12 protein-coding genes are annotated in these 14,710 nt (G+C 62.5%); 3 read left to right on the top strand and 9 right to left on the bottom strand.

Translation table 11 applies throughout. The features are described 5' to 3' along the window. Window positions 1-10: 10 nt before the first annotated feature. Window positions 11-598 carry a hypothetical protein gene (locus JQS30_RS01385; RefSeq protein WP_213171620.1) on the bottom strand — a complete coding sequence of 196 codons (588 nt, stop codon included), beginning with the start codon at window positions 596-598 and terminating at the stop codon, window positions 11-13. A gap of 214 nt (window positions 599-812) precedes the next feature. On the opposite strand from JQS30_RS01385, the gene JQS30_RS01380 reads away from it, so the two are divergent. Then, window positions 813-1,451 (top strand): hypothetical protein, encoded by a 639-nt coding sequence (locus tag JQS30_RS01380; RefSeq protein ID WP_213171619.1) that lies wholly within the window; start codon window positions 813-815, stop codon window positions 1,449-1,451. Window positions 1,452-1,905: 454 nt separating this feature from the next. Continuing rightward, window positions 1,906-3,108 (top strand): S8 family peptidase, encoded by a 1,203-nt coding sequence (locus JQS30_RS01375; protein WP_213171618.1) that lies wholly within the window; start codon window positions 1,906-1,908, stop codon window positions 3,106-3,108. Window positions 3,109-3,353: 245 nt separating this feature from the next. Here JQS30_RS01375 and JQS30_RS01370 read toward each other — a convergent pair whose 3' ends face one another. From JQS30_RS01370 to JQS30_RS01345, 6 genes are all read right to left on the bottom strand, one after another. Next, window positions 3,354-5,663: an AAA family ATPase gene (locus JQS30_RS01370; RefSeq protein ID WP_246497998.1), complete on the bottom strand. Its 2,310-nt coding sequence runs from the start codon at window positions 5,661-5,663 to the stop codon at window positions 3,354-3,356. 168 nt (window positions 5,664-5,831) lie between these two features. Next, the gene (locus JQS30_RS01365) at window positions 5,832-6,035 is read right to left on the bottom strand and encodes a hypothetical protein (RefSeq protein ID WP_213171617.1); all 204 of its coding nucleotides are present in this window, start codon (window positions 6,033-6,035) and stop codon (window positions 5,832-5,834) included. Between the two features lie 85 nt (window positions 6,036-6,120). Further along, the gene (locus tag JQS30_RS01360) at window positions 6,121-7,071 is read right to left on the bottom strand and encodes a hypothetical protein (RefSeq protein WP_213171616.1); all 951 of its coding nucleotides are present in this window, start codon (window positions 7,069-7,071) and stop codon (window positions 6,121-6,123) included. A 3-nt stretch (window positions 7,072-7,074) separates the two neighbouring features. After that, window positions 7,075-7,392 carry a hypothetical protein gene (locus JQS30_RS01355; protein WP_213171615.1) on the bottom strand — a complete coding sequence of 106 codons (318 nt, stop codon included), beginning with the start codon at window positions 7,390-7,392 and terminating at the stop codon, window positions 7,075-7,077. Between the two features lie 240 nt (window positions 7,393-7,632). After that, entirely contained in the window at window positions 7,633-9,624 is a 1,992-nt protein-coding gene (locus JQS30_RS01350) for a right-handed parallel beta-helix repeat-containing protein (protein ID WP_213171614.1), read from the bottom strand. Between the two features lie 94 nt (window positions 9,625-9,718). Next, entirely contained in the window at window positions 9,719-10,300 is a 582-nt protein-coding gene (locus tag JQS30_RS01345) for a GNAT family N-acetyltransferase (RefSeq protein ID WP_213171613.1), read from the bottom strand. 317 nt (window positions 10,301-10,617) lie between these two features. Here JQS30_RS01345 and JQS30_RS01340 point away from each other — a divergent pair, with 317 nt between their 5' ends. Next, window positions 10,618-10,923: a GNAT family N-acetyltransferase gene (locus JQS30_RS01340; protein ID WP_213171612.1), complete on the top strand. Its 306-nt coding sequence runs from the start codon at window positions 10,618-10,620 to the stop codon at window positions 10,921-10,923. A 196-nt stretch (window positions 10,924-11,119) separates the two neighbouring features. Here the strand turns inward: JQS30_RS01340 and groL are convergent, their stop codons facing one another. Together groL and JQS30_RS01330 are read right to left on the bottom strand one after the other, a co-directional pair. After that, window positions 11,120-12,745, bottom strand: a complete 1,626-nt coding sequence (gene groL / locus JQS30_RS01335; RefSeq protein WP_213171611.1) for a chaperonin GroEL — start codon at window positions 12,743-12,745, stop codon at window positions 11,120-11,122. A 252-nt stretch (window positions 12,746-12,997) separates the two neighbouring features. Continuing rightward, on the bottom strand, window positions 12,998-14,029 hold the full coding sequence (locus tag JQS30_RS01330; RefSeq protein WP_213171610.1) for a hypothetical protein: 1,032 nt from the start codon (window positions 14,027-14,029) through the stop codon (window positions 12,998-13,000). Window positions 14,030-14,710 lie beyond the last annotated feature (681 nt).

The raw sequence follows: 14,710 nt of genomic DNA, 5'->3' as shown, positions 1-14,710 counted from the left end.
CGAGGACGTCTTATTGCACCCACACCCAGTGCAAAAATGCCTCGGTCGTGCGTGGCATGACGCCGGTGCGATGCCAGCGATACCACTGGGCTTCCTCGGCTATGCGCACACAGATGTCACCCATGCCGACTTCAAAGGGTTCGGTGACGCACCGGTAGTCAGAACGAAATGTCTTGTTGTGCCAATACCAGACGCGGCGGCCCATCAGCGCGGGCACTTCGCTTGCGGGTAGCGGCTTCCGTCGTTCGGGCTGGTCGGGGTCCACCAGCCGGTCAATCAGGTACAGCATGGGGTCGATCTGATCGGCCGGGTTGGCCTCCTCGGTCTCCACCCACACCTGATCGGCCGGATATAGACACGTTTGGGCCGTGGTTTCCTCGTCGATCGCGCGATAGTACTCCGACTCCGGCAGCACCGGGACCTTCAGCTTCCCGTCTTGAGTGACCGGGTCATCGGCCCGCAGATCGAACATCCAACCCACGCCGGGAGAACCGACCACAACCCGCGCACCATGAATGTCGAAAGCGCGCACCGACGGGACCGGTGCCAGTATGGGAGGCGGCTTGGGCAAGTCAAGTGGGTCTATAGAGTTGCTCACCGTTCACTTCCTGTCAGTGAAACGCACCGGCGAGGGCGCGAATTCGGTCAAAGCTACACACCTTGTGGGCTACCAGGGTAACGAGGCCGAATGTGTCGCCCACAGGTGGCACTCGCCGGGCTGCAACGTGGCACAGTCTGGGGATTCATCCAGAGGCTGACCTGCCATAGAGTCAGGCTAACTATGAGACTTCTGACGTGGGAGGACAGCAATCATGAGCGAATTCGACGACCTGGGGGCCCCGGGGTTTGACGACTCCGATGGGGGCAACGATTGTCCCGGCGAGACCTACGATCTCAACGGGGACGGAATCCCCGATGACACCATGACCGTCGGCAACACGACGTTTATCGACTCCACCGGGGACGGCCGGGCCGACGCGATGGCGGTCGATTGTGACGGAGATGGGATCGACGACCGGCTTTTCATGGACACGACCGGGGACGGCACGTTCAACGCCGAGGCGGTCGACTCCCACGGCGATGGCCGCATCGACACGTTGTACGTCGACACCACCGGCGACCACCAGGTAGACCAGGTCCTGCACGATGTGACCGGCGATGGCCGCATCGACTACGTCGCCACCGACACTAACGACGATGGCACGCTCGACACTTTTATCAAGGACACCGTCGGTGACGGCCAGCCCGACACGATGATCGTGGATGCCGACGGCGATGGCACCCCCGACATGATCATGCGGGACACCACTTCAGACGGGTTCCTCAATGACGTGACCTACGGGGAGGACTTGGACTCCGACCCTCTGGCCGCAAACGAGGAGGCTTCACCGGAGGGACCGGCGATCGACTTGCCGCCAGCGCCGGTGCCGCCGCCGTACACCAACAAGTAGGGCTCACCTAAAGCATCTTCAGTCTCTTTGAGGTCCACACAGTTTTTGGCCCGTGGGCCATGGTGGGGAGGAGCTAAGGACTTCTCCCGCTGCTCACTTGCGCATCTGGGCGGGTGGTGCGGGCCCGTCTATAGAGCCGCGTGGGTTTGGGGCCCGGTTGCGGAATCCATCCGCATATGGCGCCAGTGGCTCAATCGATAACGCTGACATGGCAGTAACTTTGAACCCAAGTGACAAGTCTGGCCACAGTAGATATACCTGGTAGCCCGATTTGCCCTATTGATCAATGTAGATATTTACATGTCCACTCAGATGCCTTACTCTCCAGTAAAGTTCGTGAACCTGAATCGCATTTCAGGTGAGAGCCCCACCCGACCTAACTGAATGACGGTGCCCGGCTCCACCGCCGGGCAGCCGAACCCCCGGTCGGGTCTGAGCTAACTGGAGTTTCACCATGAACAGACATTGCCACTCCCCCAAACGTCTGCTCGCGATCGCCTCCTGTGGAATCATCGCCATCGGCACGGCAGCGGCCGTCTCCTCCCCCGCCCACGCTGAAACCGAAGGCGTCATCCTTGGCACCAATGTCGAGGGCGCGATCGAAAACAGTTACCTGGTCACACTCAATAGTGAACTCTCTACCCTGGACGTCGACGGCCTCGCCGCCTCCTATGGCGGAGACGTCACGTCCACCTGGACATCATTCGACGGCTTCGCCGTCACCATGTCGCATTCCGAAGCACTACGCCTCGCCGCCGACCCCAACGTCGCCACCGTGGAACAAAACGCCGAAGTCAGCCTCGCGGACGCAGGCGTGCAACCTAACCCCCAATCCTGGGGACTGGACCGCGTGGACCAGGCAGACCTACCGCTCGACGGACAATACGAATACCCCAATGGTGGTGACGGTGTCACCGCCTACATCCTCGACACCGGAGTAAACCTCACCCACAACGACTTCGACGGGCGACTCGTCGAAGGGTTCGACGCAGTCACACCCGGCGGAAACGCCGACGACTGCCACGGGCACGGCACACACGTGGCCGGCACGGTCGCGGGCACCGAATACGGCGTGGCGAAAAACGCCAGCATCTCACCAGTGCGAGTGCTGGACTGCCAAGGCTCAGGTTCCTTCGACGGCATCATCAACGGCATCGACTGGATCAGCTCCAACGCCGACGGACCAGCCGTGGCCAACATGAGCCTCGGCGGCTTCATCAACTCCACCTTGAACGCCGCTGTGGCCGCTGGTGTCGACGCGGGCGTCACCTACGTGGTGGCGGCCGGAAACATGAGTTTCCTGCCCGCCTGCTTCCAGTCCCCAGCCAGCGAAGCATCGGCGATCACGGTCGCGGCCAGCGACCACAATGACAACCGGGCCAGCTTCACCTCAACAGGCAGCTGCGTCGATCTCTACGCCCCTGGCGTGGACATCGTCTCCGCCTGGATCGACGGTGACGACTCCAGCTATGTCGCCTCCGGAACCTCGATGGCCTCCCCGCACGTCGCGGGCGGCGCCGCCCTGTACCTACACGCCAACCCCGACGCCTCCCCCGCACAGGTGAAGACCGCGCTGACCGACAACGCCTCGGCGGGCAAGATCAACAACCCGGGCTCGGGAACTCCCAATCTGCTGCTGTACACAATGTTCATCTAAATGCCACCGGATCAACATTGTCTAAGCAGCCACTCCTATGTCGTGTCTGACCACGCGACATAGACGCGGCCCGGCAGTACCGACTGTGCCGGGCCGCGTTCTTGCCTCCCGCCGCCATAATCGGCCCTCACATCAGGCAGTGGCCCACGGCAACAAACGACCACCTCGGCAATGAGACCGACGACGATCTTCGCGCCTTACACATGTCCGCACTGCGCGCTCTACTGCTTTCTTTGCTGCGCGCTCTACTGCTTTCTTTGCTGCGCAAAGGATTCCAACCACTCCAGCTGTTTGGCATCCAAGCTGGGGCGCACCTTATTCCTGGCCGCCTGCAAATGTGCCGCTGTGACAGTGCTGGCATCCAGCGACTCGCGCATGGCGGTCAACGCCGCCTCTCGCACCAGCGCCGCGCAGTCCGCTGCCGAGTAAAACTCCAGCTGGTCGCCCAACTCCACCAGATCCACATCATCAGAAAAAGGCACGTTCTTGCCAGCGGCCGCCAGAATCTCGGCCCGAGCGGCGGCGTCTGGCGGCGGCACGTACACCAACCGCTCCAGTCGACCCGGACGCCGCAAGGCCGGGTCAATCATGTCGGGCCGGTTTGTCGCCCCCACAACCACCACATCCCGCAGCGCCTCCGCCCCGTCCAGCTCCGTCAACAACGCGGCCACCACCCGGTCGGCCGTACCGCCATCGGTCCCCTGTCCGCGCACCGGAGCCAGCGCGTCCAGCTCATCGAAGAACATCAGCGTGGGAGAGGCCTGCCGCGCACGGCGGAACAAGTCGCGCACATTCGCCTCGGACTCCCCCACCCACTTATTGAGCAGCTCGGATCCCTTAATAGTGATGACGTTGGCATTGCCAGAGCCGGCCACAGCGCGGACGATATAGGTCTTCCCGCAGCCGGGCGGGCCATACAACAAGACTCCACGCGGTGCCTCGATGCCCAGGCGGGTAAACGCGTCAGGGTACATCAGCGGCCACATAACCGTCTCGGTGAGTGTCTGCTTGACCTCTTCCATGCCACCGACGTCGTCCAGGGTAAGCCCGCCCAGCTCGACGGAGTCGCCTTCCATGCTAGAAGGACGGACCGCTTCAAAAGCGATGTCGAAGTCAGACTCCTGCAGCGCGGTCGCGCCACCATCCTTAGCCCGCATAGCCGCACGCACCCCAGCTTCTCGCACCAACGCCAAGAGATCGGCGGCCACATACCCGGGAGAACGTTCCGCGATGGCCTCGAGCTTCAGCTCGGCGCTTACCTTCATCCCGCGAGTGAAATACTTCAGCAGCTCGCGCCGGGCCTCAGTATCGGGCATGGGCACAGTGATCTCATGTTCCAACCGGCCGTGAGAACGCAACTCACCATCGAGCCGGTCGAGGTTGTTGACGGTGCACACCACGGCATGGCCATCGGCGATGGTCTCCGCGACCAACTTCTTGAACATCGTGCCCAGCGGGGTCGCGTCCTCCGCCTTGGCGATCGCGTCGGCGTCGGTCACCAACAGCACCCCCGGGGATTGAAGTTGGGACACTGCTCGACGAAGTCTCTCGGCGGCGTCATTGGCGGCCATTGCGCCCACCTCATCGCCGGGAACCTCTACCAGGTGCGCGCCCACCTCGGCCACCACCGAACGCGCGATGGAACTCTTACCGGTACCCGAGGGGCCACACACCAGCATTCCCAGCGTCATGTCAGTGCCCACCACAGACAGCACTTCCCGGTGGTTAAAGCCCAAGTCAAGCAGCTCGCGTAGTTCTTCGGCCTGTACTCGCACCCCGGCCAAATCCTCGTAGGCGATCGCCTCCGCGCTGACAGTACTGGTCGCCTCGACCGGTTCGGCCTGCGCTCGAGGCCGCTGGGCGGTCGTCTCGGTGCGAGGCCCGGTTGGATTGCGCGGAGCGCTCGTGGCTGGTCGAGGGGTGGTGGGCCGCTCGATCGACACGGAAGTGCCGCGGGTGGGCAGGTCAATGTCAACCCGGTGCGGGGCGTCGTTTTCCCACGACACTTGGGTGTCCAGCGTAATCATGGCGGCCTCGGAGGGGTCGCACTGGGCCACCGTCATCACCATCGACGTCCAGCCCATGCCCAACGTGTTGTTGAGGGTGCGGCGGGCCGCGCTGACGGCTTCCTTGTACTCGGAATCCAGTTCAATGGGCAGCAGCGAGACGTCGTCTCCCTGAGTCACGATCTTGGACAGCATGGACAGGCGCAAGGTGTCGGGGCTGACCCCGGCCACGATCGATGCCGGTCCTCGCACGACGACGCTATCGGCGGCAGCCACCCGCGTCGCCTCGGCCACAACGGCACTGCCTTCGCGGGCTCCGATATTGCCCAATGTCAAGTCGTCGGCGTACAGGGAGCGTTTCCCCGAAAAACGGTCGGCCTCCAAGGCGATGGCGGTGGTGTGATGGCGGCTAGTCAAGCGCACCGGATCGCCCGGCTGAAGCCCCAGGGCGGCCAGCGTCTCCGGATGGAGGCGCACAATGCCCCGGCGGGCATCGAGGTGTTTGCTGGAGCGGGTGGCGGTCAGCGTCAAAGAACCGTGGTGTGTCACCCCTGTAGCCTATTACGCAATAGCGACCAACGGTGAATGAGCCGTTAGCGCAGTAAGAAGCTGGTCGACGTCGGCATCAACCATGTCGACCAGCTCTGAATTCACTGTGGGCTATCCGCTATGGGTTCGCGGCCTGTGGTCGGGTTCAGGTGCGCGCGGCTGGGTGGGCTAGCTATCTTGGGCGGGGCCGAGGTCCATGCGGTACTCGACGCGATCATCCTCTGCGAGGATCGCGACCGAGGCGCCTTTGGCGACCATATTGCGCCACTCCAGGCCGACCCAGGACTCGGCATCTCCCTGATTGGAGTGGGAGTTGTCCGGGGCCTCCACTGGGTTGCCTTCGGCGTCTTCAAAAGTCCAAATCCATGCCATGAGCACACTTTATCCGCACGAACCCTCCGGCAACAGGCTGCGCCCCTATGTAATTGGGATTCATCCGATAATTGGGTGCCCAGGGCTATCGAGTGGCGTTGACCGCGCCGCCTACCAGCGACACCCCCGCCTTCACGAAATGTAGGTGCTTGAAGAATTTCTCCAGCACGCTGAAGACCTTCAAAACCGCGTTGATGATCTTCACCAGCGCGCTGTACTTCTGGATGAAGTCGTTAATCCACTTCAAGATCTTCATGACACCGCTGGTGACCTTGATGATGGTGGAGACGATCGCTTGCACCACCGAAGCGCCGAAGGTCACCACGGACGCCGCTGCGGAGGTGGCCCAGTTCAAAATGGCCCACGAGACCTTGTCGGCGATGAATTTGCGTACCTTGCCTTCCAAGTACTTGGCGAATTCGGCCGCCAGCAACATGATCTGCTGCATGCACACCGCCCCGAACGAACCGCCGCGAATTGCCGTCGACGCCTCACCCAGGCGGGTGCGGGCGGCATCGGCGTCGCAGCCGTGCCAGTCGGCCAAGTCGGATTCAATCGTGGCTTCGATCTGTTCGGCGATAGGGATCAGGCCCTCGGCGACCGTGCCCCACATGTCGCCAGAGACCTTCATCCGGTCTTCGTTGCCGGTGACGAGCCCCAACAGGTCATCTAGGGGCTGGAAGATGTGCAAAAGGGCGTCGATTCCCATCTCGACGAGCCAGCTGAGAGGGTTGAACGACTTGTCGCCAATGATCTCGGAGAGCTTCGAGGTTGCCTTGCTCGCCTCGGCTAGCCCCTTGAGGTTGTCCATACAGCCATTGAGTCCACCGAAGATGTCGTCCCCGCTGATGATCTGTTGGACATTGCCCGGTGCGCTGGTGGCGGCTTTATATGGGTCGGCGAACTGTTTGACGCCGTCGCGGCTCAGGATTGCGTTGCCCGCGTCCGAGGGGCTGAACCAGTCGCCATCGGCGTTAGTGCCGAATCCGCTTTGTCGCGGCGCGTCGGTGAAGTCGGGTAGTTGGGTGTCATTCATGTCCTACTCCAGTTCTCCACAGGCTTTGTCCAGTTCGGCGCAGTTTTCGTCCTCGCACTCTCGATAGGCTTCCGCGTCAGCGTGCAGCCGTTCGGCGGCCCCTGAGAGAGCATCCGGGATTCCGGCGTATATGGAGTGAACAATGGACGCCGCGCTAAAGTACGGCCCGGCCAAGACCAGCCCTGGCAGGCCCCAGATCCACGGATCGCCATCGGCCTCCAGCGCATAGTCCTTAGCAGCCTGGGCAGCCTCGGCTGCGGCGCTCACTTTGTCGGATGCCGCATCCAGCTGCGACGGGTCGACCCCTATTCCTGTAGCCACGTGGCCCTCCTCCATGTGTGTCCGATGGAACCTTCATACACTGCCAGGGCCACTATCTGCGATTACGGCCCTTGAGAACCGGCTTTTCGGGTCGATACGCCCCAGTGGCCCCACCTGCACCTCAATGCCATGCGCGACTAGAGCCAGATACGCATGCGTCATCGAGCCGAGCTCGAATGTCGATGCGGCGAACCATGCGCGCCGATTCCTCGGCGGCTCGCCGCACCGGCGGGTCGGGACCTACCAGTCAAAGCGGTTGTGTTCATGGGGCAGGGGCAGTGGTGCCTCTTCCTCCTCGCGTCGGTCCGCGCGCGGTCGTGTCCACATGGCCACGACGATCATGACGGCCCACAGGGGGAAGAGCAGCAGCCACACCCAGGTGGGCGAGACCGGTATCCACGGCAGCATCCACACGCCTCGGTCAAGCGCGTCAAAGCCCATCACCGCAGCGAGGATGACTGTCATGGCTCCGATGGCGTAGCGCCCGGCTCGCTGCCAAGCCAGGCCGCTCATAGCCCAGCCGCCAGCGATAAGCCCCAGGGACAGGGCCTCGTAGTCGGCCCGCTCGGACCAGCTGGCCAGCAGCATGAGAATGGCCCCGCCGACGACCGCCAATGACGCGAACATCATGGATCCCGCCGCCGGTGGTCGATTGGTGCGAACGGACGCTATCCATCCGGCACCCGTCAGCACCAGGACCAGCGCGACGAAGGCCACGGCGACGCGGAACTCGATCCGCTCGGATCCGGAGGCGGTAAACCAGTCGCAGCCACCGGCGAGAGTTCCGCCAGCGGGGTCGGAGGTGGAACAGTGCATGAGCTTGGCCAAGCGAATCGGGTCGCCCAGAAGCCGGTCGGGCCCAACCAGGTCTGAACAGCCGGGCAACGCGGAAGGAATGGGATGGCGGCTGCCATTTTGGAAGCAGTTGTCCGAGCCTTGCCCATCCCACCAGAAGTCTCTGGTGTTGGGCACGCGCATTCCGTCAGCGCGGCGCCCCATTTCGTTGTCGACAAAGGCGTTGTGGTGCGACGTTTCGGACTGGCCACGCGGGGAGAACTCGGAGAACAACATGTGCGGGTGCCACCAGAGCATGGCGGCCGCGTCGTGGTGGCCCCAGAGGCGGTTACCGGTGATGGTGTTGTGATTGGAGCCCGCGATGAGTACGCCGACGCCGACGGGCACGGAGTCAACCGGGCACAGCACCTTGTCGTGCCAGGGCCGCTCTTCCAAGGCCTGGGAACATTCGTCGGCACCAAGGTACTGGTAGAAGTCGGAGTTGTTCTCACCGATGAGGTTTCCTTCGGCGTGCAACCGGTGATCGTCGGGTGCCGTGGAGCGGGCAAGCAATCCGGTGGAGTTGCGGTGGAGGAAGTTGTCGCGCAACAACACCTCACCCTTGCCAGTAGCGGAGAACCCGACGAGGTTGTCATTGATTTCGCAACCGTGAACTTCCAAGCCCCAGTCTTGACCTTCGGAGGAGGTGGTTCCCGTGGCGTGTACTCCAGCGAAAGGGTTCCCGTTGGCAAGGCAGGCGGTGACTTTGCCGTCGGACACGTCGCGGAATTCCAGGCCCACCGCCCCGTTATAGCGGGCGTGAACTCGGTCGAGGGTGAACGTGTCGGTGTTGACGAAACGGACGCCGGTGTGCAGCGAGTTTTGGACCGTGAGGTTGGCTAGGTATGTACCGGACGAGTCGGTGACGACGAGGCCTTCTTCGAGGCCAAAGCGGGCATCGAGGATGATGTGGTGGGCAGCGGAGCCCATACCTTCGAGCTGGATGTCATTGAGGCCCTCGATGAGGAGCGGATCGGGCAAAGTGTAGCGGCCCGGCAGGATCATGATGCGGTCCCCGTCGGAGGCCGCATCCAACGCCTCGTGAGGTTCGCTAAATCCATCCTCTTGGCACTGTCCATAGAGCTCTTGGTTGCGAAATGCCTGATTGTAGTCCAGTTCGGCGTTGCGTTCGTTGAACTCGGTCTCGTCGTCCAGGCACACCAAAAGGTAGTTTCCCTCGTCGCGGTATTCGGGTGCCGGATGGTCGGCGTCCGATTCCGACTCGGGTGCCTCGTCGGGATCAATATCGGGGTCGTCGGTGGGCAGAATGATCTCGTCATCTTCGTCCCCGTTCTCTTGTGCCATAACGGGGCCGGTGAAAATCGGCAGAGTCACAACGGGGAGGGCGATCACAGCCGCGAACACGGCGATGAGAACGAATCTACGTGGGGTGGACATGACTTAGCTTAACTTTTTGTCGCAATTACCCCAAGGGACTGATTCGCAATTGTGTTCCAATATCGACGAAACGGCTAGCCGCCTAGACCGAACCTCAGCGCCGGGGTCGCCATTCCTCGGCCAAGAGCGACATGATGACGTGGTCAACGTATTCCCCGTCCCACAACAGGGCCTGCCGCTGGCGCCCTTCGACCACGAACCCAATCTTTTCGTAGGAGCGGATGCCACGTGGGTTGAACGCGTATACACCAAGGCTGATGCGGTTGAGCCGTAGTTTCTGAAATCCGTAGTCGATAATGAGGCAGCCCGCCTCGGTTCCCAATCCCCGCCCTTGTCCCTGCGGGCCCAGCGCGATGCGGTAGTTGCAGCTGCGGTTCTCGGGCTCCCACTCGTTGAGGACGACCTCGCCGACGACTTTTTGCGTGGCGTTGTCGATGACAGCCAGGTCTAGCCTGTCGTCGGCAAAGCGGCGGGCGGCGATGATCGGCATGAGTTTTTTGAGCTCGAAGCTGCCTCGACTGCCGGTGAGGCGAGCTACCTCGGGGTCGTTTAGGGCATGGAAGAGCTGTTCGCCGTAGTCGGCGCCCAGCGGCACCAAGGTCACCAGGTCCCCGCTCAGAGTGGGTTTGCGGTAGAAGTCGGGTCGAAAATCATCGGTAGTGCTCACGTTGGCCATAGCCTGAGCGTAGGCCGGATACGGCTCGGAGGTAACCACTTTTTGCGCAAGTCGAGACCGGCTTGGAAGTTCCGACGGTTCCGTGCCCGGCAATGGCGCCTGGCCGATGGTCACCTCACCAGGGCCGCATGGGGCACGGAACCTATTCCGTCAGGAACTGGGAGAGCCTCTGAGCTTACCGCACCCATGCTCGTTGTGCTTTTCTCAGAGCCGACTGTGATGCGACCGTCTCGGACCGCATCGTCCATTCGGTCAGGGTCGAGAACCTATCTCATCATTTCGCCGGAAGTGGGAACGCTTGTGGCTACTGTATGTCTATGAGTGAATCCTCCATCAACATTCGCAAGAACGCCGCGGCGAGCCGCTTCGAGGCTTGGGACGGTGAGTCACTTATCGGCCAACTGGATTTCGACAAACAGGAGAAGTTCACGCTGTACCCGCATACGGAGGTAGACCCCGCGTACCGAGGCCAGGGCTTGGCCAATCAACTGGCCGAGGCGGCGTTCGCGGATCTACGGGCACAGGGCGGTATGGCGTATCCACAGTGCCCGTTTGTGGCGAAGTGGCTATCGAAGCATCCCGAATACGCCGACCTGGACGCACGAGGCCACTCGAGTGACTGAGAGCGCGCCGGCGCTATTCTCGCTGGTTCGTTCACTAGCGCGAACGTGACCCAGCGCGGTGATGATTGCGCACCTGTGGCACTGGCTTCAGGTTGGGCGCTGTCCACGACAAACGGGCCCCCGATCCATGCTGGATCGAGAGCCCGTCTTCGCGTTCGCCCTTTTCAGGGGGCTACAGCTATGGGTGCGCTAGGGCTTAGAAACCGCCCATGCCCATGCCCGGGTCGGCCGGAGCCGCCGGAGCGTCCTTCTCGGGCTTGTCGGCGATGACAGCCTCGGTGGTCAGGAACAGCGCGGCGATCGACGCGGCGTTCTGCAGCGCGGAACGGGTGACCTTGGTCGGGTCCGGGATTCCAGCGTCGAGCATGTTGACGTACTCGCCGGTGGCGGCGTTGAGGCCTTCGCCCGCGGGCAGGCTCTTGACCTTCTCCACCACGACGCCGCCCTCAAGGCCGGCGTTCTCGGCGATGAAGCGCAGCGGCGCACCGAGGGCGCGCTTGACCAGCTCCACACCGGCGGCTTCGTCGCCTTCGGCTTCGATCTTCTCGAACGCGTCCACACCGGCCTGAACCAGAGCGACACCACCACCGGGCAGGATGCCCTCTTCGACGGCGGCCTTCGCGTTGCGAACGGCGTCTTCGATGCGGTGCTTGCGCTCTTTGAGCTCCACCTCGGTGGCGGCACCCACGCGGATCACGGCAACACCGCCGGCCAGCTTGGCCAGACGCTCTTGCAGCTTCTCGCGGTCGTAGTCGGAGTCCGAAGCCTCGATCTCGCCGCGGATCTGGGCCACCCGGCCGTCGATCTGCTCTTGCGAGCCGCCACCGTCGACGATGGTGGTCTCGTCCTTGGTGATGACGACCTTGCGGGCGGTACCCAGCAGGTCGATCGTGGCGTTCTCCAGCTTGAGGCCGACCTCTTCGGAGATGACCTGGCCACCGGTGAGGATGGCGATGTCGCCCAGCATGGCCTTGCGACGGTCACCGAAGCCGGGGGCCTTGACCGCGACGGTCTTGAAGGTTCCGCGGATCTTGTTGACGACCAGGGTCGCCAGCGCTTCGCCCTCGATGTCCTCGGAGATGATCAGCAGCGGCTTGCCGGCCTGCATGACCTTCTCGAGGGTGGGGAGGAGGTCCTTGATCGCCGAGATCTTGGAGTTGGCGATGAGGATGTAGGGGTCCTCTAGGACGGCTTCCATGCGGTCCTGGTCGGTCACGAAGTAACCGGACAGGTAGCCCTTGTCGAAGCGCATACCTTCGGTGAGTTCGAGGTCCAGCCCGAAGGTGTTGGACTCCTCGACGGTGATGACGCCTTCCTTGCCAACCTTCTCCATCGCTTCGGCGATGATGTCGCCAACGGTGCTGTCACCGGCGGAGATGGAGGCGGTGGAGGCGATCTGCTCCTTGGTCTCGACCTCGGTGGACAGACCGTGCAGCTGCTCGGTCACCGCGGAGACGGCCTTTTCGATGCCGCGCTTGACGGCGATCGGGTTGGCTCCGGCGGCAACGGCGCGCAGGCCTTCCTTGACGAGGGCTTGGGCCAACACGGTGGCGGTGGTGGTTCCGTCACCGGCTACGTCGTCAGTCTTCTTGGCGACTTCCTTGACCAGCTCAGCGCCGATCTTTTCGTAAGGGTCTTCCAGCTCAATGTCATTGGCGACCGTCACACCATCGTTGGTGATGGTGGGTGCGCCCCACTTCTTGTCGAGGACAACGTTGCGGCCCTTGGGGCCGAGCGTCACCTTAACGGCGTCGGCGAGGATGTTCATTCCTCGCTCTAGTCCACGGCGAGCTTCCTCGTCGAACGCAATCATTTTCGCCATTGTGTTTGGCTTCCTTCCGGATTGCTCTTTAGTGCTTTTCTTCTGAGGCAGCTGGCCCGCGACGACTGTGCCACGTGCTCACTTCAGTCACCCTGCGACTGGCGAGCCGTGACTCCGCCACCCCAACGTTGATTAGCACTCGGTATGTTCGAGTGCTAACTCAGGTATAGCACTCTCGCGCCGAGAGTGCCAACTTGGGTACCCGTGATGAGGCCCTCAGGGCTGGTCAGTAGATGTTTGCGGCCCATCGCGTTAGGTGTCGAATTGGGCGGGAGCGGCTTCGGCGGCCAGTTGGGTCGTGGTGAGGGGTTCCTTGCGGCCGCGCAAAAAGGCGTACGTACACAGGTGGGCGGAGACGATCCACATATACGTGGCGATCATCAAAATGGACATGATGCCGAGGATGATCGTGGCCACGACGACACTAAACCAGCCCTCGATGGTCGCGAGGAGCATCGAACCGAGTACGTATACCGAGATCTGGATGGCGCTGGTGAGGCAGATGGCGACCAGCCAGCTGAACACGGCGCGTCCCAAGGCGGGGCCGAGTGCGGAGTGGGTCAGTTCGATGGAGCGGCCCAGCGGGTTGCGATGCTGGTCGAATGCGTAGGCGGCGATGATCAGGCTGAGGGCGAAGAGGGCCCATAGGCCCGGCAAGACGAGCAGGACCATGCCGATACTGACGATGATGAAGCTCACTATCACCCATAGCCACAGCATTCCACCGCGTCTGAGCCCGTAGCGGATCGCTTCGGGCAGGCTGAGGAAGCCGCCGGCGGCTTCAGCTACGGCGATGCGGGTGGCGGCGAGGAACGCGGCGGCGGAGAAGTAGACCAGCACTAGCCCGGTGAGCCCTTGGCCGATGCCAGCGATGCCGACTGGAGTCACCACGACGTCCCCGGCCATGCGGAAGCCCTCCCCTGGCGTGAAGTAGGAGGGTAGACCTATCAGGCTGAACACCCATCCGGGGAGGACGACTCCGAGCCCGAGGACGATTCCCATGGAGCGCCAGCTGCGTTGGATGACCCCGAGGCTGGCTTGGCACCATGACCCGAAGTCTCCGGTGACGATGGGGTCGGAGGTTTCCCACAGCCCGTCGTCTTCCCAGTAGGGGTTGTCTCGCGGCGGGATGTCTTCGGCGTCTGGTTCAAAGCCGTAGTGGTGGTCGGGGCCGGGAAGGTTGGCGGCTTCCGGTTCTGGTTGAGCTCCTCGGGCTATTGGGGAGTCCGGATCGGGCTGGCCCGGATTGAATGCGGGATCTGAGGGCGGTTGTTGTCCGGTCATATTCCGCATACTATGCGCTACCGGGGCCGGGGGCGTTCTTTTTGGGGCCGCTGCGGCGACCCGGTTTTGGCCTGTGCGCTTGCAGCCAGCGCGCCGGGACGGCTATTTCTTACGCGGGCTGGTCTTCGCTTGGCTCTGTGGATGCGTGCTGGCTTGTGCTAATCGATAGGGCGGGGAGCTGCTGGGCGACCGCCACGGCCCACCAATGCGAGATTTTCTCACTCTGGGGACCCCCAATTCCATCCTCGCAAGAATTCCGTTTGGGCTCAAGAAATACTTTTCGCCCTGTGGATAACGTTAAATCCACATTTATCAATATCTGCGCGCCCCTATCCGAATACTGGCAGGTGCGGCCGGGGCGGGCAAGGAATTGTTGCGAGCCTGTGGATAAGGCGCGCGGGCTGTGGACCGAAAGCCAAAATGCCCGGGTGAGGCGCGAAAACGCGCCTCACCCGGGCCAGCGGTACCGCCCGTTCTGGCGGCACCTGTGCAACGCGGTTAGCGGGTTGGTGGACCTGCGTCCACCTGGCAAACCGAAGCCACAAACTCACATCTTTGATGCCAGCTCACCGAACAGATCCACAGTAGTGCGATTCCCAAGGTTTAGGCAAGAGCGTACGGGCCTTATGCACAAGTGCTAGTTCAAAGCCGCAGAAGGCGACGTTTACGCAAGTAAACGAG

The organism is Natronoglycomyces albus (assembly GCF_016925535.1).
GTDB classification, from domain to species: Bacteria; Actinomycetota; Actinomycetes; order Mycobacteriales; family Micromonosporaceae; genus Natronoglycomyces; species Natronoglycomyces albus.
The sequence above is the reverse complement of the archived record's forward strand: the minus strand, read 5'-3'. Positions and strand labels throughout refer to the sequence as shown.